Source organism: Staphylococcus sp. EG-SA-2 (genome assembly GCF_017152085.1).
On the sequence record NZ_JACYHC010000489.1, the window covers coordinates 1 to 19,832 of the forward strand.

General features: G+C 33.2%; 17 protein-coding genes. 15 read left to right on the forward strand and 2 right to left on the reverse strand.

Annotation, left to right across the window (positions count from 1 at the left end; genetic code table 11):
* Nucleotides 1–89: 89 nt before the first annotated feature.
* From IDG60_RS07525 to IDG60_RS07565, 9 genes are all read left to right on the forward strand, one after another.
* On the forward strand, nucleotides 90–1,397 hold the full coding sequence (locus tag IDG60_RS07525; protein WP_001178619.1) for a uracil-xanthine permease family protein: 1,308 nt from the start codon (nucleotides 90–92) through the stop codon (nucleotides 1,395–1,397).
* A gap of 27 nt (nucleotides 1,398–1,424) precedes the next feature.
* Nucleotides 1,425–2,306, forward strand: coding sequence for an aspartate carbamoyltransferase catalytic subunit (locus tag IDG60_RS07530; protein ID WP_001016166.1), 882 nt, complete (start codon nucleotides 1,425–1,427; stop codon nucleotides 2,304–2,306).
* Nucleotides 2,307–2,323: 17 nt separating this feature from the next.
* Nucleotides 2,324–3,598 carry a dihydroorotase gene (locus IDG60_RS07535; protein WP_000767028.1) on the forward strand — a complete coding sequence of 425 codons (1,275 nt, stop codon included), beginning with the start codon at nucleotides 2,324–2,326 and terminating at the stop codon, nucleotides 3,596–3,598.
* A 1-nt stretch (nucleotide 3,599) separates the two neighbouring features.
* On the forward strand, nucleotides 3,600–4,700 hold the full coding sequence (locus IDG60_RS07540; protein ID WP_001190913.1) for a carbamoyl phosphate synthase small subunit: 1,101 nt from the start codon (nucleotides 3,600–3,602) through the stop codon (nucleotides 4,698–4,700).
* Complete coding sequence (carB, locus tag IDG60_RS07545; RefSeq protein ID WP_001126259.1) at nucleotides 4,693–7,866, forward strand: carbamoyl-phosphate synthase large subunit; 3,174 nt, start codon at nucleotides 4,693–4,695, stop codon at nucleotides 7,864–7,866. The genes IDG60_RS07540 and carB overlap by 8 nt, the downstream gene beginning before the upstream one ends.
* 109 nt (nucleotides 7,867–7,975) lie before the next feature.
* Nucleotides 7,976–8,668 carry an orotidine-5'-phosphate decarboxylase gene (gene pyrF, locus IDG60_RS07550; RefSeq protein WP_000654067.1) on the forward strand — a complete coding sequence of 231 codons (693 nt, stop codon included), beginning with the start codon at nucleotides 7,976–7,978 and terminating at the stop codon, nucleotides 8,666–8,668.
* The gene (pyrE, locus tag IDG60_RS07555; RefSeq protein WP_001040248.1) at nucleotides 8,668–9,279 is read left to right on the forward strand and encodes an orotate phosphoribosyltransferase; all 612 of its coding nucleotides are present in this window, start codon (nucleotides 8,668–8,670) and stop codon (nucleotides 9,277–9,279) included. The genes pyrF and pyrE overlap by 1 nt, the downstream gene beginning before the upstream one ends.
* Before the next feature lie 29 nt (nucleotides 9,280–9,308).
* Nucleotides 9,309–9,521, forward strand: a complete 213-nt coding sequence (locus tag IDG60_RS07560; RefSeq protein ID WP_000998557.1) for a hypothetical protein — start codon at nucleotides 9,309–9,311, stop codon at nucleotides 9,519–9,521.
* A gap of 436 nt (nucleotides 9,522–9,957) precedes the next feature.
* On the forward strand, nucleotides 9,958–10,359 hold the full coding sequence (locus IDG60_RS07565; RefSeq protein WP_000354180.1) for a VOC family protein: 402 nt from the start codon (nucleotides 9,958–9,960) through the stop codon (nucleotides 10,357–10,359).
* Between the two features lie 262 nt (nucleotides 10,360–10,621).
* Here the strand turns inward: IDG60_RS07565 and IDG60_RS07570 are convergent, their stop codons facing one another.
* Nucleotides 10,622–12,319 carry an Rqc2 family fibronectin-binding protein gene (locus IDG60_RS07570; protein WP_103182723.1) on the reverse strand — a complete coding sequence of 566 codons (1,698 nt, stop codon included), beginning with the start codon at nucleotides 12,317–12,319 and terminating at the stop codon, nucleotides 10,622–10,624.
* Between the two features lie 274 nt (nucleotides 12,320–12,593).
* On the opposite strand from IDG60_RS07570, the gene gmk reads away from it, so the two are divergent.
* From gmk to IDG60_RS07595, 5 genes are all read left to right on the forward strand, one after another.
* Nucleotides 12,594–13,217 (forward strand): guanylate kinase, encoded by a 624-nt coding sequence (gene gmk, locus IDG60_RS07575; protein WP_000368226.1) that lies wholly within the window; start codon nucleotides 12,594–12,596, stop codon nucleotides 13,215–13,217.
* On the forward strand, nucleotides 13,217–13,435 hold the full coding sequence (gene rpoZ, locus IDG60_RS07580; RefSeq protein ID WP_000933956.1) for a DNA-directed RNA polymerase subunit omega: 219 nt from the start codon (nucleotides 13,217–13,219) through the stop codon (nucleotides 13,433–13,435). The genes gmk and rpoZ overlap by 1 nt, the downstream gene beginning before the upstream one ends.
* 215 nt (nucleotides 13,436–13,650) lie before the next feature.
* Entirely contained in the window at nucleotides 13,651–14,850 is a 1,200-nt protein-coding gene (coaBC, locus tag IDG60_RS07585) for a bifunctional phosphopantothenoylcysteine decarboxylase/phosphopantothenate--cysteine ligase CoaBC (protein ID WP_000722165.1), read from the forward strand.
* Complete coding sequence (gene priA / locus IDG60_RS07590; protein WP_000560839.1) at nucleotides 14,850–17,258, forward strand: primosomal protein N'; 2,409 nt, start codon at nucleotides 14,850–14,852, stop codon at nucleotides 17,256–17,258. The genes coaBC and priA overlap by 1 nt, the downstream gene beginning before the upstream one ends.
* Before the next feature lie 505 nt (nucleotides 17,259–17,763).
* Nucleotides 17,764–18,717, forward strand: coding sequence for a hypothetical protein (locus tag IDG60_RS07595; RefSeq protein WP_000751704.1), 954 nt, complete (start codon nucleotides 17,764–17,766; stop codon nucleotides 18,715–18,717).
* Between the two features lie 162 nt (nucleotides 18,718–18,879).
* Here the strand turns inward: IDG60_RS07595 and IDG60_RS07600 are convergent, their stop codons facing one another.
* Entirely contained in the window at nucleotides 18,880–19,083 is a 204-nt protein-coding gene (locus IDG60_RS07600) for a TM2 domain-containing protein (RefSeq protein WP_001198024.1), read from the reverse strand.
* A gap of 298 nt (nucleotides 19,084–19,381) precedes the next feature.
* Here IDG60_RS07600 and IDG60_RS07605 point away from each other — a divergent pair.
* The coding region (locus tag IDG60_RS07605) for a peptide deformylase (protein WP_206160587.1) at nucleotides 19,382–19,832 on the forward strand (451 nt) is incomplete at its 3' end.

The following is a 19,832-nucleotide window of genomic DNA, read 5'->3' on the forward strand; positions in this document are numbered from 1 at the left end:
AAATGACTTGTAGCAACTTGTCACACTTTTTGTCTCTTTACATATACTGATGTAAAGAGATTTTTTTATTATCGGAGGAAATGAATATTATGCAAAATGATGAAATGTTTGAACGAACAGTAAAACCTGTACTAGATGTAAATGAAAAACCACAACCAGCGCAATGGGCATTTTTAAGCTTACAACATTTATTTGCGATGTTTGGCGCAACAGTACTAGTACCATTCTTAACAGGATTACCAATATCCGCAGCGTTACTAGCTTCGGGAATCGGTACATTACTTTATATCTTAATAACGAAGGCGCAAATACCAGCATACTTGGGATCTAGCTTTGCATTTATCACGCCAATTATCACGGGATTAAGTACGCATAGCTTAGGAGACATGCTTGTAGCATTATTCATGAGTGGTGTTATGTACGTCATCATCGGGATTCTAATCAAATTAAGTGGGACAGCATGGTTAATGAAATTATTACCACCAGTTGTTGTTGGACCAGTCATCATGGTAATTGGTTTAAGCTTAGCGCCTACTGCAGTCAATATGGCAATGTATGAAAATCCTGGAGATATGAAAGGTTACAATATCAGTTTCTTAATTGTTGCAATGATAACCTTGCTTGTAACAATAGTCGTTCAAGGATTTTTTAAAGGATTCCTATCTTTAATTCCAGTACTTGTAGGTATTATCGTAGGTTATGTGGTAGCGATTTTTATGGGGATTGTGAAATTTGATGCAATTATGTCAGCAAAATGGATAGATTTCCCTCATATTTATCTGCCATTTAAAGATTATGTACCTTCATTTCACTTAGGACTTGTACTTGTAATGATTCCGATTGTGTTTGTAACAGTAAGTGAACATATTGGGCACCAAATGGTATTGAATAAAATCGTAGGTAGAAACTTCTTTGAAAAGCCAGGACTTGATAAATCAATCATTGGTGATGGTGTTTCTACAATGTTTGCCAGTATTATTGGTGGACCACCAAGTACAACATACGGTGAAAATATCGGTGTATTAGCGATTACAAGAATATACAGTATTTACGTCATTGGTGGTGCAGCAGTTATAGCAATTGTTTTAGCATTCATTGGTAAGTTCACTGCATTAATTTCTTCTATACCTACACCAGTTATGGGAGGAGTATCTATATTACTTTTCGGTATTATTGCAGCAAGTGGCTTAAGAATGTTAGTTGAAAGCAAAGTAGATTTTGCGAACAATCGAAATTTAGTTATAGCTTCTGTAATTTTAGTTGTAGGTATCGGTAATTTAGTATTTAACTTAAAAGAAATTGGTATCAACCTTCAAATTGAGGGGATGGCATTAGCTGCACTTTCAGGAATTATTTTGAACTTAATCTTACCTAAAGAGAAAAAACAAAACAATTAAGATTTACAAATTAAGGAGGGCGCTTTTATGAATCATTTATTATCAATGGAACATTTATCTACAGATCAAATATACAAACTTATCCAAAAGGCAAGTCAATTTAAATCTGGTGAACGTCAACTACCAAACTTTGAAGGGAAATATGTCGCAAATTTATTCTTTGAAAATTCTACTCGAACAAAATGTAGTTTTGAAATGGCAGAACTTAAGCTAGGGTTAAAAACGATTAGCTTTGAAACATCAACATCATCTGTTTCAAAAGGTGAATCTTTATATGACACATGTAAAACTTTAGAAAGTATTGGCTGTGATTTATTAGTCATTAGACATCCGTTTAATAACTACTATGAAAAATTAGCGAATATTAACATCCCAATTGCGAATGCTGGTGATGGTAGTGGACAACATCCAACACAAAGTTTACTTGATTTAATGACGATATATGAAGAATATGGATATTTTGAAGGCTTGAATGTATTGATTTGTGGAGACATTAAAAATTCACGTGTCGCACGTAGTAATTACCATAGTTTAAAAGCATTAGGTGCAAACGTAATGTTTAATAGCCCAAATGCTTGGATTGATGATTCTTTAGAAGCACCTTATGTAAATATAGATGATGTTATAGAAACAGTAGATATAGTTATGTTATTAAGAATTCAACATGAAAGACATGGGCTTGCAGAAGAAACTAGATTTGCAGCAGATGATTATCATCAAAAGCATGGCTTAAATGAAGTGCGCTATAACAAATTACAAGAACATGCTATTGTTATGCATCCGGCACCTGTGAATAGAGGAGTAGAAATACAAAGCGATTTAGTAGAAGCTTCAAAATCAAGAATTTTTAAGCAAATGGAAAATGGCGTTTACTTAAGAATGGCAGTCATTGATGAATTATTAAAATAGGTAAGGGGACGAAAATGATGAAATTAATTAAAAACGGTAAAGTATTACAAAATGGAGAATTACAACAAGCAGATATTTTAATTGATGGTAAGGTAATTAAACAAATTGCACCTGCAATTGAACCAAGCAATGGTGTTGACATCATAGATGCGAAAGGTCACTTTGTGTCACCTGGATTTGTCGATGTTCATGTTCATTTACGTGAACCTGGTGGTGAATATAAAGAGACAATTGAAACTGGTACTAAAGCTGCTGCTAGAGGCGGATTTACAACTGTATGTCCAATGCCTAACACAAGACCGGTACCAGATTCTGTAGAACATTTTGAAGCTTTACAAAAATTAATCGATGACAATGCTCAAGTACGTGTATTACCTTATGCTTCAATTACAACACGTCAATTAGGTAAAGAATTGGTTGATTTCCCAGCACTAGTAAAAGAAGGTGCCTTTGCGTTTACAGATGACGGTGTAGGAGTACAAACTGCAAGCATGATGTATGAAGGCATGATTGAAGCTGCAAAAGTAAACAAAGCCATCGTAGCACACTGTGAAGATAATTCATTAATCTATGGTGGTGCAATGCATGAAGGGAAACGCAGTAAAGAGTTAGGTATACCAGGTATTCCAAACATTTGTGAATCTGTTCAAATCGCAAGAGATGTACTATTAGCTGAAGCAGCAGGTTGTCATTATCATGTATGTCATGTTTCTACTAAAGAAAGTGTTAGAGTCATTCGTGACGCTAAACGCGCAGGCATTCATGTTACAGCTGAAGTTACACCACACCATTTATTGTTAACAGAAGATGATATTCCTGGTAATAATGCCATTTATAAAATGAATCCACCATTGAGAAGTACTGAAGATAGAGAGGCTTTGTTAGAAGGGTTACTAGACGGTACAATTGACTGTATCGCAACAGACCATGCACCACATGCACGTGATGAAAAAGCACAACCAATGGAAAAAGCACCATTCGGAATTGTTGGTAGTGAAACAGCATTCCCATTATTATATACGCATTTTGTAAAAAATGGTGATTGGACATTACAACAATTAGTAGATTACTTAACAATTAAACCATGTGAGACATTTAATTTAGAATACGGCACATTAAAAGAAAATGGTTATGCAGATTTAACAATCATTGATTTAGATAGTGAACAAGAAATTAAAGGAGAAGATTTCTTATCAAAAGCAGATAATACACCATTTATCGGCTATAAAGTTTATGGAAATCCGATCTTAACAATGGTTGAAGGCGAAGTTAAATTTGAGGGGGATAAATAATATGCAAAGCAAACGTTATCTAGTGTTAGAAGACGGTTCTTTTTACGAAGGCTACCGTTTAGGATCTGATAACTTAACTGTAGGAGAAATTGTATTTAATACAGCTATGACAGGTTATCAAGAAACTATTTCAGATCCATCATATACAGGTCAGATCATTACTTTTACGTATCCATTAATCGGTAATTATGGTATCAATAGAGACGATTTTGAATCATTAGTACCTACATTAAACGGTATTGTAGTGAAAGAAGCGAGTGCGCATCCAAGTAATTTTAGACAACAAAAGACACTTCATGACGTTTTAGAATTGCATCAAATTCCAGGGATTGCAGGTGTTGATACAAGAAGTATTACGCGTAAAATTCGACAACACGGTGTGTTAAAAGCTGGTTTTACTGATCGAAAAGAAGATATTGATCAACTTGTCAAACATTTACAACAAGTAGAATTACCTAAAAACGAAGTAGAAATCGTTTCGACTAAAACACCGTATGTTTCGACAGGTAAGGATCTAAGTGTCGTACTTGTAGACTTTGGTAAGAAGCAAAATATTGTTCGAGAATTAAACGTCAGAGGTTGTAACGTCACAGTTGTACCATATACAACTACTGCCGAAGAAATTTTAGCAATGGCTCCAGATGGCGTTATGCTATCAAACGGACCAGGTAATCCTGAAGTTGTAGAATGTGCGATTCCAATGATTCAAGGAATTTTAGGGAAAATTCCGTTCTTTGGTATCTGTCTAGGACATCAACTTTTTGCATTATCTCAAGGAGCAAGCTCATTTAAAATGAAGTTTGGTCATCGTGGTGCGAACCATCCAGTTAAAAATTTAGAGACTGGAAAAGTTGATATTACGAGTCAAAACCATGGATATGCAATAGATATAGATTCGTTAAAAAGTACTGATTTAGAAGTTACTCATCTTGCATTAAATGATGGTACTGTAGAAGGTTTAAAACATAAAACATTACCAGCATTTTCTGTTCAATACCATCCTGAAGCAAATCCAGGACCGTCAGATTCAAACTATCTATTTGATGATTTTGTAGCAATGATGACTAATTTTAAGGAAAAGGAGCGTCATATCAATGCCTAAACGTAATGATATCAAAACAATTTTAGTAATAGGGTCTGGGCCAATTATCATAGGTCAAGCAGCTGAATTTGATTATGCTGGAACACAAGCATGTCTAGCTTTAAAAGAAGAGGGATATCGAGTTATTCTTGTAAATTCAAATCCAGCGACAATCATGACTGATAAGGAAATTGCGGATAAAGTATATATCGAACCGTTAACTCATGATTTTATAGCGCGAATTATACGTAAAGAGCAACCTGACGCTTTACTTCCAACTTTAGGTGGTCAAACAGGTTTAAACATGGCGATTCAACTACACGAAAGTGGTGTGCTTCAAGATAATAACGTCCAATTATTAGGAACTGAGCTAACATCAATTCAACAAGCAGAAGACCGTGAAATGTTTAGAACATTAATGAATGATTTAAACGTTCCTGTACCAGAGAGTGACATTGTAAATACAGTAGAGCAAGCCTTTAAATTCAAAGAGCAAGTGGGATACCCGCTAATTGTTAGACCGGCATTTACGATGGGTGGTACCGGAGGCGGTATTTGTCATAATGATGAAGAATTACATGAAATCGTCTCAAATGGTCTTCATTATAGTCCAGCAACGCAATGTTTATTAGAAAAATCTATCGCAGGTTTTAAAGAAATCGAATACGAAGTAATGCGTGATAAAAACGATAATGCCATCGTTGTATGTAACATGGAAAATATTGATCCAGTTGGTATTCATACTGGCGATTCAATTGTTGTGGCTCCTAGTCAAACATTATCAGATGTTGAGTATCAAATGTTACGTGATGTTTCATTAAAAGTTATTCGAGCTTTAGGTATCGAAGGTGGTTGTAATGTTCAATTAGCATTAGATCCCCATTCATTCGATTATTATATTATAGAAGTAAATCCGCGTGTATCACGTTCATCAGCGTTAGCTTCAAAAGCAACAGGATATCCTATTGCAAAATTAGCTGCTAAAATCGCGGTTGGTCTAACATTAGATGAAATGTTAAATCCAATTACAGGAACATCTTATGCAGCGTTTGAACCAACTTTAGACTATGTGATTTCAAAAATACCAAGATTTCCTTTTGATAAATTTGAAAAAGGAGAACGAGAGCTTGGCACACAAATGAAAGCAACAGGTGAAGTTATGGCCATTGGTCGAACTTACGAAGAATCATTGTTAAAAGCAATTCGATCACTTGAGTATGGTGTGCATCACTTAGGATTACCAAATGGTGAAAGCTTCGATCTTGATTATATTAAAGAACGTATTTCACACCAAGATGATGAACGATTATTTTTCATCGGCGAAGCAATTAGAAGAGGGACAACATTAGAAGAAATTCATAATATGACTCAGATTGATTACTTCTTCTTACACAAGTTCCAAAACATTATTGATATTGAGCATCAATTAAAAGAGCATCAAGGTGATTTAGAATATCTTAAATATGCAAAAGATTATGGATTTAGTGATAAAACAATAGCGCATCGCTTTAATATGACGGAAGAAGAAGTATATCAATTGCGTATGGAAAATGATATTAAACCTGTTTACAAGATGGTTGATACTTGCGCAGCTGAATTTGAATCTTCAACACCATATTATTATGGTACATACGAAACTGAAAATGAATCCATAGTTACTGACAAAGAAAAAATCTTAGTATTAGGCTCTGGACCAATTCGAATCGGCCAAGGTGTAGAATTTGACTATGCGACAGTTCACGCCGTTTGGGCAATTCAAAAAGCAGGGTACGAAGCGATAATTGTGAATAACAATCCAGAAACAGTTTCAACAGACTTCTCAATTTCTGACAAATTATACTTTGAACCTTTAACTGAAGAAGATGTGATGAATATCATTAATTTAGAAAAACCTAAAGGTGTCGTTGTACAATTTGGAGGACAAACAGCGATTAATTTAGCAGACAAATTGGCTAAACATGGTGTTAAAATACTTGGTACTTCACTAGAAAATCTAAATCGTGCTGAAGATAGAAAAGAATTTGAAGCACTATTAAGAAAAATTAACGTGCCACAGCCACAAGGGAAATCAGCTACATCACCTGAGGAAGCATTAGCGAATGCTGCAGAAATCGGATATCCGGTTGTAGTAAGACCTTCTTATGTATTAGGTGGTCGCGCAATGGAAATTGTAGACAATGACAAAGAGTTAGAAAACTATATGACCCAGGCTGTAAAAGCGAGTCCGGAACATCCGGTACTAGTCGATAGATATTTAACTGGTAAAGAAATTGAAGTTGATGCGATTTGTGATGGAGAAACGGTCATTATTCCAGGAATCATGGAACATATTGAACGTGCTGGTGTACATAGTGGTGACTCAATCGCTGTATATCCGCCACAAACTTTGACAGAAGACGAGTTAGCAACACTTGAGGACTATACTATAAAATTAGCTAAAGGTTTAAACATCATTGGCTTAATCAACATTCAATTCGTTATAGCTCACGATGGTGTATATGTTTTAGAAGTAAACCCACGTTCTAGTAGAACGGTACCATTCTTAAGTAAAATTACTGATATTCCAATGGCACAATTAGCTATGCGAGCAATCATTGGGGAAAAACTAACAGATATGGGTTATCAAGAAGGGGTTCAACCATATGCTGAGGGTGTATTTGTGAAAGCACCGGTATTTAGTTTTAATAAATTGAAAAATGTTGATATTACTTTAGGACCTGAAATGAAGTCTACAGGTGAAGTAATGGGGAAAGATACTACATTAGAAAAGGCGTTATTCAAAGGGTTAACAGGTAGTGGTGTTGAAGTTAAAGATCACGGTACAGTATTAATGACCGTCAGTGACAAAGATAAAGAGGAAGTTGTTAAATTGGCACAACGCTTAAATGAAGTTGGCTATAAAATTTTAGCAACGTCTGGAACAGCTAATAAATTAGCTGAGTATGACATACCTGCAGAAGTAGTAGGCAAAATCGGTGGCGAAAATGATTTATTAACACGTATTCAAAATGGTGATGTTCAAATCGTTATAAATACAATGACTAAAGGTAAAGAAGTAGAAAGGGATGGCTTCCAAATTAGACGTACTACAGTTGAAAATGGTATTCCATGTTTGACATCTTTAGATACAGCTAATGCCTTAACGAATGTAATTGAAAGTATGACATTTACAATGCGTCAAATGTAAATCAATCAAACTGTATCGGTGGGGCTGTAATTAACCATTTACTTAAAGAAGTTTATATTACAGCCTCATTATTTTAATGAATTTCTTAATATAAAGGGAGACATATATGATGAAAGATTTACCAATTATTGCATTAGATTTTGAATCAAAAGAAAAAGTAAATCAATTTTTAGATTTATTTGATGAATCATTATTCGTAAAAGTAGGTATGGAACTTTTTTATCAAGAAGGTCCTCAATTAATTAATGAGATAAAAGAAAGAGGCCATGATGTATTTTTAGATTTAAAATTGCATGATATTCCTAATACAGTAGGTAAGGCGATGGAAGGACTAGCTAAATTGAATGTTGATCTGGTAAATGTTCATGCTGCTGGTGGCGTAAAAATGATGTCTGAGGCCATTAAAGGATTAAGAAAACATAATCAACATACAAAAATTATTGCAGTAACACAGCTTACGTCAACAACAGAAGACATGTTACGACACGAACAAAATATACAAACATCGATTGAAGAGGCCGTTTTAAATTATGCCAAGTTAGCAAATGCAGCTGGTTTAGATGGCGTTGTTTGTTCACCTCTTGAAAGTCGTATGTTGACTGAAAAGTTAGGTACATCATTTTTAAAAGTAACACCAGGTATTAGACCTAAAGGTGCATCTCAAGATGACCAACACCGTATTACGACACCGGAAGAAGCAAGACAGCTTGGTTCGACGCATATTGTAGTCGGTAGACCGATTACACAAAGTGACAATCCAGTCGAAAGTTATCATAAAATTAAAGAAAGTTGGTTAGTATAATGGCTAAAGAAATTGCAAAATCATTATTAGATATTGAAGCTGTAACATTATCACCAAATGATTTATATACATGGAGTTCAGGTATTAAATCACCGATTTACTGTGATAACCGTGTTACGTTAGGTTATCCTTTAGTTCGAGGCGCAATCCGCGATGGTTTAATTAACTTAATTAAAGAACACTTTCCTGAAGTAGAAGTTATTTCTGGTACTGCAACAGCTGGTATTCCACATGCAGCTTTTATTGCTGAAAAATTAAAATTACCAATGAATTATGTTCGTTCATCAAATAAGAGTCATGGTAAGCAAAATCAAATCGAAGGTGCTAAAAGTGAAGGTAAAAAAGTAGTTGTGATAGAAGATTTAATTTCGACAGGGGGATCTTCAGTCACAGCAGTTGAAGCCTTAAAACAAGCAGGTGCAGAAGTATTAGGTGTTGTAGCTATCTTTACTTACGGTTTGAAAAAAGCAGATGATACATTTAGCAATATTCAACTACCTTTTTACACTTTAAGTGATTACAATGAATTAATTGAAGTAGCTGAAAATGAAGGTAAAATTTCTAGTGAAGATATCCAAACATTAGTTGAATGGAGAGACAACTTAGCATAATATAGACACTAGAAGGAGGAATTCAACAAATGAATGACAAAACATCTAATGATTTATATGGGAAGATAAAACATTGTAACGAATTTATCAATCATTCAAATGATTCCAATCTATCTAGTAGTCACGATGTCGACGAAAGTTCAACGAAGCAAAAACATATAAAAAATAAAACAACTATAGACCATAATGATGATTTATTTAAACATGTAAAGGATATATTACGTAAACAAGGACAAATTTAAAAACAAAAAAGCTATAGTGTTTAATATCAGGGGCTGCTTAACCGCATCCGAATATTACAAACACTATAGCTTTTATTATATAAAAAATTTATTAGCGGATAATTAACTTTATTAAAATCCAACCAATTAAGAATACGAGTAATAGGACTAATACTGGAATCACATAATGTAACATAACGTCCCTCCTTTAACTTAATTTTAATTGTAATCAAATTTGACAATAAGTCAAAACATTAATACCTATGATAAGTATCATTTATTAACATATGTATCATATTTTTAATCTTGCGTAATTTTTATCGTTAACTATGTGATTTAATCAACAGGCCAATAAGACGTTTGTCATTCGTGCACATAACGGTATGACGCGCTTTTGTCATTTTAATTATGTTAAGATAATAGTAGTTATAGAAGTTCGATCTATAGGAGGCATAGCATGGATATTCCAAAAATCACGACATTTTTAATGTTTAATAACAAAGCTGAAGAAGCTGTTAAACTATACACAAGCTTATTTGAAGATAGTGAGATTATAACAATGGCTAAGTATGGTGAAAATGGACCTGGTGATCACGGGACTGTACAACACTCAATATTTACATTAAATGGACAAGTATTCATGGCGATTGATGCTAATAGTGGCACAGAATTACCAATGAATCCTGCGATTTCATTATTTGTTACAGTAAAAGATACTATTGAAATGGAACGACTATTTAATGGATTAAAAGATGAAGGTGCCATTTTAATGCCAAAAACGAATATGCCACCATACAGAGAGTTTGCTTGGGTTCAAGATAAGTTTGGAGTAAGTTTTCAATTAGCATTACCTGAGTAAAAGGATTCGCACAGCGTTGAATGATAAAGAAACACTTTTTCTTATGCATGCGTTTTACCTATGTATTTCTATTTTAAGTACACATTAGCATTTTAGTTTCACTCATTTTTAAAATCACAAAGATAATTTGTAACTTAAATGATGATACGTTATTTAAAAACACGATACTTCGTTTCAATGAACGCATTAAATAATAAATAAACACCTCGCAAAAGAAAGTAGTCCTTTCTTATGGTGAGGTGTTTATTTGTCGACAACTTGATTATAATTGTTTCATTTTTTGAATAAGTTCATAATCAGGTGTAGCATACAAAGTTTTTTGATTGTCATATGTTACAAACCCAGGCTTTGCACCTGATGGTTTGTGCACATTTTTAATTAATGTGTAATCAACAGGTATTTGTCCAGAATTACCAGCTTTTGAAAAGTATCCTGCTAACATAGACGCTTCCTTGATTGTCGTATCACTTGGTGCATCATTAAATATAACGACATGTGAACCAGGAATATCTTTTGTGTGTAACCATGTGTGAGTTTTTTTAGCTTTTTTATTTGTTAAATAATCATTTTGCTTGTTATTCTTGCCAACATATATATCGTCGCCATCAGTTGATACATAATGTTGTAATTGAATCTGCGCTTTCTTTTTCTTAGTTTGATTTTTACGCTGTTTCATAAAGCCTTGTTCTGCTAATTCATCTCTAATTTCATCAATGTCATGGACAGAAATATGATGTAATTGTTGTTCGATTGTTGAAAAATAATCTATATTATCTTTCGTCAATTGAATTTGATGTTGTAATTCACGTTCTCTCGTTTTCATACGATTATATTGTTTATAATAATATTGAGCATTTGCTGATGGGGATTTTGTAGGATTTAAAGGAATGACAACTTCTTCATTCGTATAATAATTCAATGCTGTCACTTCTTTATCGCCTTGCTTAATTCGATATATATTAGCAGTGATCAATTCACCATATAACTGTTCGGTATCTTTATTTTTAGACTGCTCATATTCTTCAATCAACTTCGCTAATTTATTTTGATATTTGTGCAACTGCTGTTGAACAAATCGAACTAAATCATTCGCACGTTGTTTAACGCGTTCACGTTCGCCACGCGCGTCATAAAAACGATCAAGTAAATCATTTAATGAATCGTACGTAACTGTATCATCATTAAATTGATTTAACTTTATAAAATAGAAATCCTCTTTACCTGTTTCATGATTTTTATGAAAAATAGGAGTAGGTGGTAACTTGGTTTCTGCCATTACTTCGTCGAATGCTTCTGGTAATGTTGATGAAGTCATAAATTGACGACGACTAACGATTTCATTCGTAATTAAAGGGCTAAATCCTTCAAACTGATTCAATAATTGTTTAGCAATATTACCTGCGTTAAAATCGATATATTTCAACACCTCTGCACCTGTAATATCATACGGATTTATTTTGTGCTGAGTAGGTGGTGCTTCATAATTAAATCCTGGCATTACTGTACGATAGTGATTCGTATTTGGTGTTAAGTGTTTAAATCCTTCAATTATTTTGCGATTTTCATCTACTAAAATTAAGTTACTATGTTTACCCATAATCTCAAGGATGACAGTGCGGTAAATAGTATCGCCAATTTCATCTTTACTCTTTATATCGATTTCAATGCGACGATCATTACCAATTTGCTTAATCGATTCGATAATACCACCTTCTAAGTGTTTTCTAAAAACACGCGCAAACATGGGTGGATTAAATGGATTATCATATTTTTTAGTAGTCAATTGTAATCTTGAAAAGTTTGGATGGATTGACAATAACAATTGATGGTTTTGTCTATTTTGACGTACAACCATTAGTATCGTGTCATTATCAGGTTGATTGATTTTGTGAACGCGTCCTGTTGTTAAAAATTGTAGAGACTCAACCATTTTCTTTGTAAATAATCCATCATAAGCCATAATTTATCTTCCACCTTCTTCATATCATTCGTTTCATTTTAACATGATTGTAACTTTTCGGTATAGTTATTGAACCATACATTATGCCACACATTTTACATTATCTAAAAGTTCGCAATTCAATTTATTTAATTAAAATTAATCGTGCAATATAACGATATTGTTAGACTTAATAGAAATTATGGCATGCAATTTCAAATATGCTATACAATATAAAGAACAATGTGATATCATATTTAAATAATAGAAGATTAGCTTAGAGAGGTCGTAAGGCATGGATAATGAAAAAGGATTGTTAATCGTTTTATCAGGACCATCTGGAGTAGGTAAAGGTACTGTTAGAAAACGAATATTTGAAGATCCAAGTACATCATATAAGTATTCTATTTCAATGACAACACGTCAAATGCGTGAAGGTGAAGTTGATGGCGTAGATTACTTTTTTAAAACTAGGGATGCGTTTGAAGCTTTAATTAAAGATGACCAATTTATAGAATATGCTGAATATGTAGGCAACTATTATGGTACACCAGTTCAATATGTTAAAGATACAATGGACGAAGGTCATGATGTATTTTTAGAAATTGAAGTAGAAGGTGCAAAGCAAGTTAGAAAGAAATTTCCAGATGCGTTATTTATTTTCTTAGCACCTCCAAGTTTAGATCACTTGAGAGAGCGATTAGTAGGTAGAGGAACAGAATCCAATGAGAAAATACAAAGTCGTATTAACGAAGCGCGTAAAGAAGTTGAAATGATGAATTTATACGATTACGTTGTAGTTAATGATGAAGTAGAACTTGCGAAGAATAGAATTCAATGTATTGTAGAAGCTGAGCACTTAAAAAGAGAGCGCGTAGAAGCTAAGTATAGAAAAATGATTTTGGAGGCTAAAAAATAATGTTAAATCCACCTTTAAACCAATTAACGTCACAAATTAAATCAAAGTATTTAATTGCAACAACTGCAGCGAAAAGAGCGCGTGAAATTGATGAACAACCTGAAACTGAATTATTAAGTGAATATCATTCATTTAAACCAGTTGGTAGAGCGTTAGAAGAAATTGCTGACGGTAAAATTCGCCCTGTTATTTCAAGTGATTATTATGGTAAAGAATAGTTTCGACCATTAAAAATATGTGAAGCTAGACGTACATCAAATACGTCAAGGCATATCCAAATCAAACGCACCTATGTAGGTGTGTTTTTTTAGTTTATCCAATGATTGATGTTATAATAATACTAAATTTGTATCTATAAAAAAGTAATGAGCATTTGTGCGCATATGATGATGTAAAGCGTAAATGTCATAGTGATATTTAAGGGAGATTGAATATGAAGAAAATATTATTAGCCGTTACAGGTGGCATTGCGGCATATAAAGCAATTGATTTGACAAGTAAGTTAACACAATCTGGGTATGAAGTTCGCGTTATGTTAACGAATCACGCACAAAAATTTGTGACACCATTAGCATTTCAAGCAATAAGTCGAAATGCTGTTTATACAGATACTTTTATAGAAGAAAATCCTTCAGAAATACAGCATATTGCATTAGGTGATTGGGCAGATGCAATCATTGTTGCACCTGCAACGGCAAATACAATTGCAAAATTGAGTGTAGGTATTGCTGATGATTTGGTGACATCAACGTTGCTAGCAACAGAGACACCGAAATTTATTGCGCCTGCTATGAATGTGCATATGTATGAAAATAAACGTACGCAGCAAAATATTAATATTTTAAAAGAAGATGGGTATCATTTTATCGAACCAGGAAGCGGATTTCTAGCATGTGGTTATGTTGCTAAAGGACGTATGGAAGAACCGCTTCAAATCGTTTCTGTTATTGATGCTCATTTTCAAAATAGTAATCGTTTAGCTAATAGTTCATTTCAAGATAAACGCGCATTGGTTACAGCAGGACCAACTATTGAAGTTATCGATCCAGTCAGATTTGTATCCAATCGTTCTTCTGGAAAAATGGGCTATGCAATAGCTGAAGCATTGCGAAATCGAGGAGCTATCGTGACGTTAGTTGCTGGTCCTACAACACTAGAGGATCCAAAAGATATTGAAGTTATTCATGTTCAAAGTGCTGAAGAAATGTTTGAACAAGTGACAAGCCGATTTGACGAACAAGATATTGTTGTAAAAGCAGCAGCCGTATCTGACTATACACCGGTTGATGTATTAGAACATAAGATGAAAAAGCAGGATGGTGATTTGTCAGTATCTTTTAAACGTACTAAAGACATTCTTAAATATTTAGGTGAACATAAAACATCACAGTATTTAATAGGCTTTGCAGCAGAGACTGAAGATATTGAAAATTATGCACAACAAAAATTACGCAAGAAAAATGCAGATGTGATTATTTCAAATAATGTTGGGGATATGTCTATCGGATTTAGTTCTGATGATAATGAATTGACAATGCATTTTAAAAATAATGAAAAGGTAAATATCAAGAAAGGAAAAAAAGTAGTATTAGCTGCACAAATTTTAGATGAACTAGAAACTAGGTGGCAATAATGATAGCGAAAGTCATAGTCGATGTCGCGTCGAAGAGCGTTGACTATAAATTTGATTATATAATTCCCGAACAACTCGAATCTGTCATCCAACCTGGTGTGCGTGTAATTGTACCTTTTGGACCAAGAACGATTCAAGGTTATGTAATGGAAGTAACAGCAGAACCTGATGCACAACTTGACGTTTCGAAGTTAAAAAAAATCATAGAAGTGAAAGATATACAACCAGAATTAACATCAGAATTAATAGCTTTAAGTGAGTGGATGGGTTCAACTCATGTCATTAAACGTATTTCTATGCTAGAAGTGATGCTTCCAAGTGCTATTAAAGCGAAGTATAAAAAAGCATTTAAGATGAAAGATGACATAGAGCTACCTTCAGCTTTATTACAAAAATTTGATAAGCATGGTTACTATTATTATAAAGATGCGCAAAAAAATAATGATATTCAATTGCTTATGAAGTTGTTAAAAGATGATATCGTTGAAGAAAAAACGATTCTCACACAAAATATAACTAAAAAAACCAAGCGTGCTGTTCGTGTCATTGAAGGGTATCATCCTGATGAAGTATTAGCTAAGTTGGAGAAAGTTATTAAACAATACGATTTGTATGCTTACTTGTCTGAAGAACAACATAAAACAATATTTTTAACTGATATTGAGGATATGGGCTTTTCAAAATCCAGTTTAGATGGACTTATCAAAAAAGGTTATGTTGAAAAATATGACGCGGTTGTTGAAAGAGACCCATTTAAAGATCGTGTTTTCGAACAAGAATCAAAACAGCAATTAACAGAAGACCAATATAAAGCATATGAAGCGATTAAAGCTAAAATTGTAAGCCAAGAGCAAGAAACATTTTTACTTCATGGTGTGACGGGATCAGGTAAAACAGAAGTATATTTACAAACGATAGAAGATGTTTTAAGCCAAGGAAAACAGGCGATGATGTTAGTTCCTGAAATCGCTCTAACACCGCAAATGGTTTTACGCTTCAAACGTCGATTTGGTGATGACGTTGCTGTATTACATTCTGGCTTATCTAATGGGGAACGTTATGATGAGTGGCAAAAAATTAGGGATGATCGTGCGAGAGTAAGTGTTGGTGCAAGGTCAAGTGTGTTCGCACCTTTCAAAAATTTAGGGTTAATCATCATTGATGAAGAACATGAATCTACATATAAACAAGAAGATTATCCGAGATATCACGCTAGAGAAATTGCCCAATGGCGAAGTGAATATCATCACTGTCCAGTCATTTTAGGAAGTGCAACACCATGTCTTGAAAGTTATGCACGAGCTGAAAAAGACGTTTATCATTTGCTATCATTACCAAACAGAGTGAACCAACAAGCTTTACCTGAAATTGATATAGTAGACATGCGTGAAGAATTGAGTGAAGGTAATCGGTCAATGTTTTCAAAAGATTTACGTGAAGCCATACAATTAAGATTAGATCGACAGGAACAAGTTGTTTTATTTTTAAATCGACGTGGTTATGCATCGTTTATGTTATGTCGGGATTGTGGATATGTACCGCAATGTCCAAACTGTGATATTTCATTAACGTATCATAAAACGACAGACTTATTAAAATGTCACTATTGTGGTTACCAAGAGACGCCACCGAATCAATGTCCAAATTGTGAGAGTGAACACATTCGACAAGTAGGTACTGGTACTCAGAAAGTTGAAGAACTATTGCAACAAGAATTTGAAGATGCGCGCATAATTAGGATGGATGTAGATACAACCTCAAAGAAAGGTGCACATGAAAAGTTATTGACTGAATTCGAAAAAGGTAACGGTGACATTTTACTAGGTACTCAGATGATTGCGAAAGGATTAGATTATCCAAATATTACTTTAGTTGGTGTGCTGAATGCAGATACAATGTTAAATTTACCTGATTTTCGGGCGAGCGAACGTACTTATCAACTATTAACGCAAGTGGCTGGTAGAGCTGGTCGTCATGAAAAGGCAGGTCAAGTCATCATTCAAACGTATAATCCAGATCATTATTCAATATTGGATGTTCAAAAAAATGATTATTTAACATTTTATCGTCAGGAAATGGAATATCGTAAATTAGGAAAGTATCCACCGTATTATTATTTGATTAATTTCACAATCTCACATAAAGAAATGAAGAAGGTTATGGAAGCATCGCAGCATGTTCATAAAATTTTATTACAGCATTTAACAGAAAAAGCGCTTGTACTAGGTCCATCTCCGGCAGCACTTGCGAGAATCAACAATGAATTTAGATTCCAAATTTTAGTGAAATATAAAAGTGAACCTGGATTATTACAAGCCATTCAGTTTTTAGATGACTATTACCATGAAAAATTTATAAAAGAAAAATTAGCATTGAAGATTGATATTGATCCACAGATGATGATGTAACATTACTAATTATTAGAAACAAGTTCAGTATGTACGAGTATTTGAACCAGTGTTTGAATATTTACTTTAAGTACAGAAAAAGGGCAGAATATACAACTGTTAACTATTTAAATTAGCAGTTTATATTCTGTCTTTTTATATGGCTTTATAACTTACGTGATTTTGGTTTGATAAGGAATTTATTAGTATTTTCATTTACGAATTCTGATTTTAATGCAAGCGCCATACTTACTGATGAATAAAAGTACTAATGATTAAACAAACTATTTTTAAATGGCAAATTGAAATAGTGCAAATTTTACACTTATAAATTAATGGCTATAAACTATTTTATATCTATCTATGTTTTAACTACTTAAATTATTAGACAAAACAATTTTCTTAAATTATCAATTAAAGTATTTAAAAATATTGATGGTTAATGTAAAATATCAATATAAATAAGTTTTTTAAATTTATGTATGTTTATTTGATTCAAACAAAATAACTTAAGAGGAGAAAGTTTATGAAAAAGACACTGGGATGTTTACTTTTAATTATGCTTTTAGTCGTAGCAGGTTGTTCTTTTGGTGGGAATCATAAATTATCATCAAAGAAATCAGAAGAATCAAAACAAGAAACTGTAAAAAAAGAATCGGAAGAAGAGAAAGATCCAGATTTAGAGAAATATGAAGAAATAGAGAAGAAAATGAAAGGAATTAAAGATGCGCCATCTCTTGATAAGTTGGATCCATTAATGACAGAAAAGTCGTTTACGAATAGTAAAGGGATTCAAGGATGGAAAGATTACAAAGAATTAATGGGTAAAGTGGAACTTGCAGATTATAGATTTACTAAAGATTCAAAAGGATCTTCAATAAAAGATGTTGATGCATTCTTTAAAGGTAAGAAAGGTATAAAAAGGAAAGTGATTGAAACACACGATGATGTAAAACAAGTTGATTATTGGTATGTAGATCCAGATGGAAAGAAAATTGGCAATTCAAACACACCTGTTTTTTACGCAGAAATTATGACAAAATATAAAGATGGAAAGTTAGTTTATGCATCAGTCGAACCAGGATCTTACGTAATACATAAAGATGATGCAATTAAATATGACGATTATTCTAAGTTAAAAAAATTAAGTCAGCTAACTAAACTTGATCATCCAAAACCAGTTCCATATAGCGTAGCTCAAATCAAATCTTTCGGAGTACCTTTAACAAGCGTTTCATTTATGACACATGGATCAAAGGATACTAAAGATGAAGTGTTGCCGGCATTGGCCTATTTCACTTTTTCACCAAAAAATTATGAAGACAAGTCTAATCCAGATCCAAAAGTTTTAAATTTAGTACATATGGATTTCTTAAATGCATCTAGTGATTTTGGTAACGCACATTTTGTTGTTTTAAGTAAATATATTAAAGAGTATGAATCAAACTATGAAACAGCGTCAGATGATTCTTTAAAATAGTATTTACTGTGTGAAAAATAAATAGTGTACTACATTAAATAATCGCAATAATAATCCCGATAAACAATCAGCATTACTGCTTATCATATAGAGTTCGTAATAACTATAACTCTATGATTCGCAAATAATAAATGATTGTCATCGGGATTTATTTTTATCAATTTATAAAGTGACATTACCTTGTTCATCAGCAGGTTTGAAAACAGTAATCACTGCACTAATAATTGCTAAAATGTGTGGGATACCTGTCCAACAGAATATTAAGTGTAGAATACCTTGCATATTCTTGCCGGCATAAAATTTATGAATACCAAAACTACCTAAGAACAATGCTAATAAAATATAAATAACTTTGTTTACTTGCATTTCTTTCCCTCCAGTTGAATTGCTTATAATGTCATTAGCTTCTCTTTTTATTATACCCACTTTTAGTTCAAACATTCTAGTTTAAGCATTCCCAATCATCTAAATTTCAGTTATTCATTCCTTACAATAAATTTAGGATTACACTTCAGTTGCATTGTATTATTTTACGTGTGAAATATACGTAATGAATCACATGACAATCTTCAAATTGAAAAATATACATTCTATGATGTAAGGTCGCATTTTTAATATATTTACGTTATAATAGTTTGATGAATTTTATTGAGGAGTAAGAGTTATGGCGATTAAAAAGTTAGTACCAGCATCGCATCCTATTTTAACGAAAAAAGCGCAAGCAGTTAAAACATTTGATGATTCGTTAAAAAGATTATTACAAGATTTAGAAGATACAATGTATGCACAAGAAGCTGCTGGCTTATGTGCACCTCAAATTAATCAGTCATTGCAAGTGGCAATTATTGATATGGAAATGGAAGGATTATTACAACTTGTTAATCCGAAAATTATTAGTCAATCAAATGAAACAATAACAGACTTAGAAGGTTCAATTACATTGCCAGATGTTTACGGCGAAGTGACAAGAAGTAAAATGATAGTTGTTGAAAGTTATGACGTCAATGGGAACAAAGTTGAACTAACTGCACATGAAGATGTAGCAAGAATGATTTTGCATATTATAGATCAAATGAACGGTATCCCTTTTACAGAACGTGCGGACCGTATTTTAA

Coding starts and splice junctions, on each gene's coding strand:
- carB (WP_001126259.1), top strand. CDS start 4,693: ATGCCTAAACGTAATGATATCAAAACAATTTTAGTAATAGGGTCTGGG.
- rpoZ (WP_000933956.1), top strand. CDS start 13,217: ATGTTAAATCCACCTTTAAACCAATTAACGTCACAAATTAAATCAAAG.
- IDG60_RS07530 (WP_001016166.1), top strand. CDS start 1,425: ATGAATCATTTATTATCAATGGAACATTTATCTACAGATCAAATATAC.
- gmk (WP_000368226.1), top strand. CDS start 12,594: ATGGATAATGAAAAAGGATTGTTAATCGTTTTATCAGGACCATCTGGA.
- pyrF (WP_000654067.1), top strand. CDS start 7,976: ATGAAAGATTTACCAATTATTGCATTAGATTTTGAATCAAAAGAAAAA.
- IDG60_RS07540 (WP_001190913.1), top strand. CDS start 3,600: ATGCAAAGCAAACGTTATCTAGTGTTAGAAGACGGTTCTTTTTACGAA.
- IDG60_RS07595 (WP_000751704.1), top strand. CDS start 17,764: ATGAAAAAGACACTGGGATGTTTACTTTTAATTATGCTTTTAGTCGTA.
- IDG60_RS07565 (WP_000354180.1), top strand. CDS start 9,958: ATGGATATTCCAAAAATCACGACATTTTTAATGTTTAATAACAAAGCT.
- pyrE (WP_001040248.1), top strand. CDS start 8,668: ATGGCTAAAGAAATTGCAAAATCATTATTAGATATTGAAGCTGTAACA.
- IDG60_RS07600 (WP_001198024.1), bottom strand. CDS start 19,083: ATGCAAGTAAACAAAGTTATTTATATTTTATTAGCATTGTTCTTAGGT.
- priA (WP_000560839.1), top strand. CDS start 14,850: ATGATAGCGAAAGTCATAGTCGATGTCGCGTCGAAGAGCGTTGACTAT.
- IDG60_RS07570 (WP_103182723.1), bottom strand. CDS start 12,319: ATGGCTTATGATGGATTATTTACAAAGAAAATGGTTGAGTCTCTACAA.
- coaBC (WP_000722165.1), top strand. CDS start 13,651: ATGAAGAAAATATTATTAGCCGTTACAGGTGGCATTGCGGCATATAAA.
- IDG60_RS07535 (WP_000767028.1), top strand. CDS start 2,324: ATGAAATTAATTAAAAACGGTAAAGTATTACAAAATGGAGAATTACAA.
- IDG60_RS07525 (WP_001178619.1), top strand. CDS start 90: ATGCAAAATGATGAAATGTTTGAACGAACAGTAAAACCTGTACTAGAT.
- IDG60_RS07560 (WP_000998557.1), top strand. CDS start 9,309: ATGAATGACAAAACATCTAATGATTTATATGGGAAGATAAAACATTGT.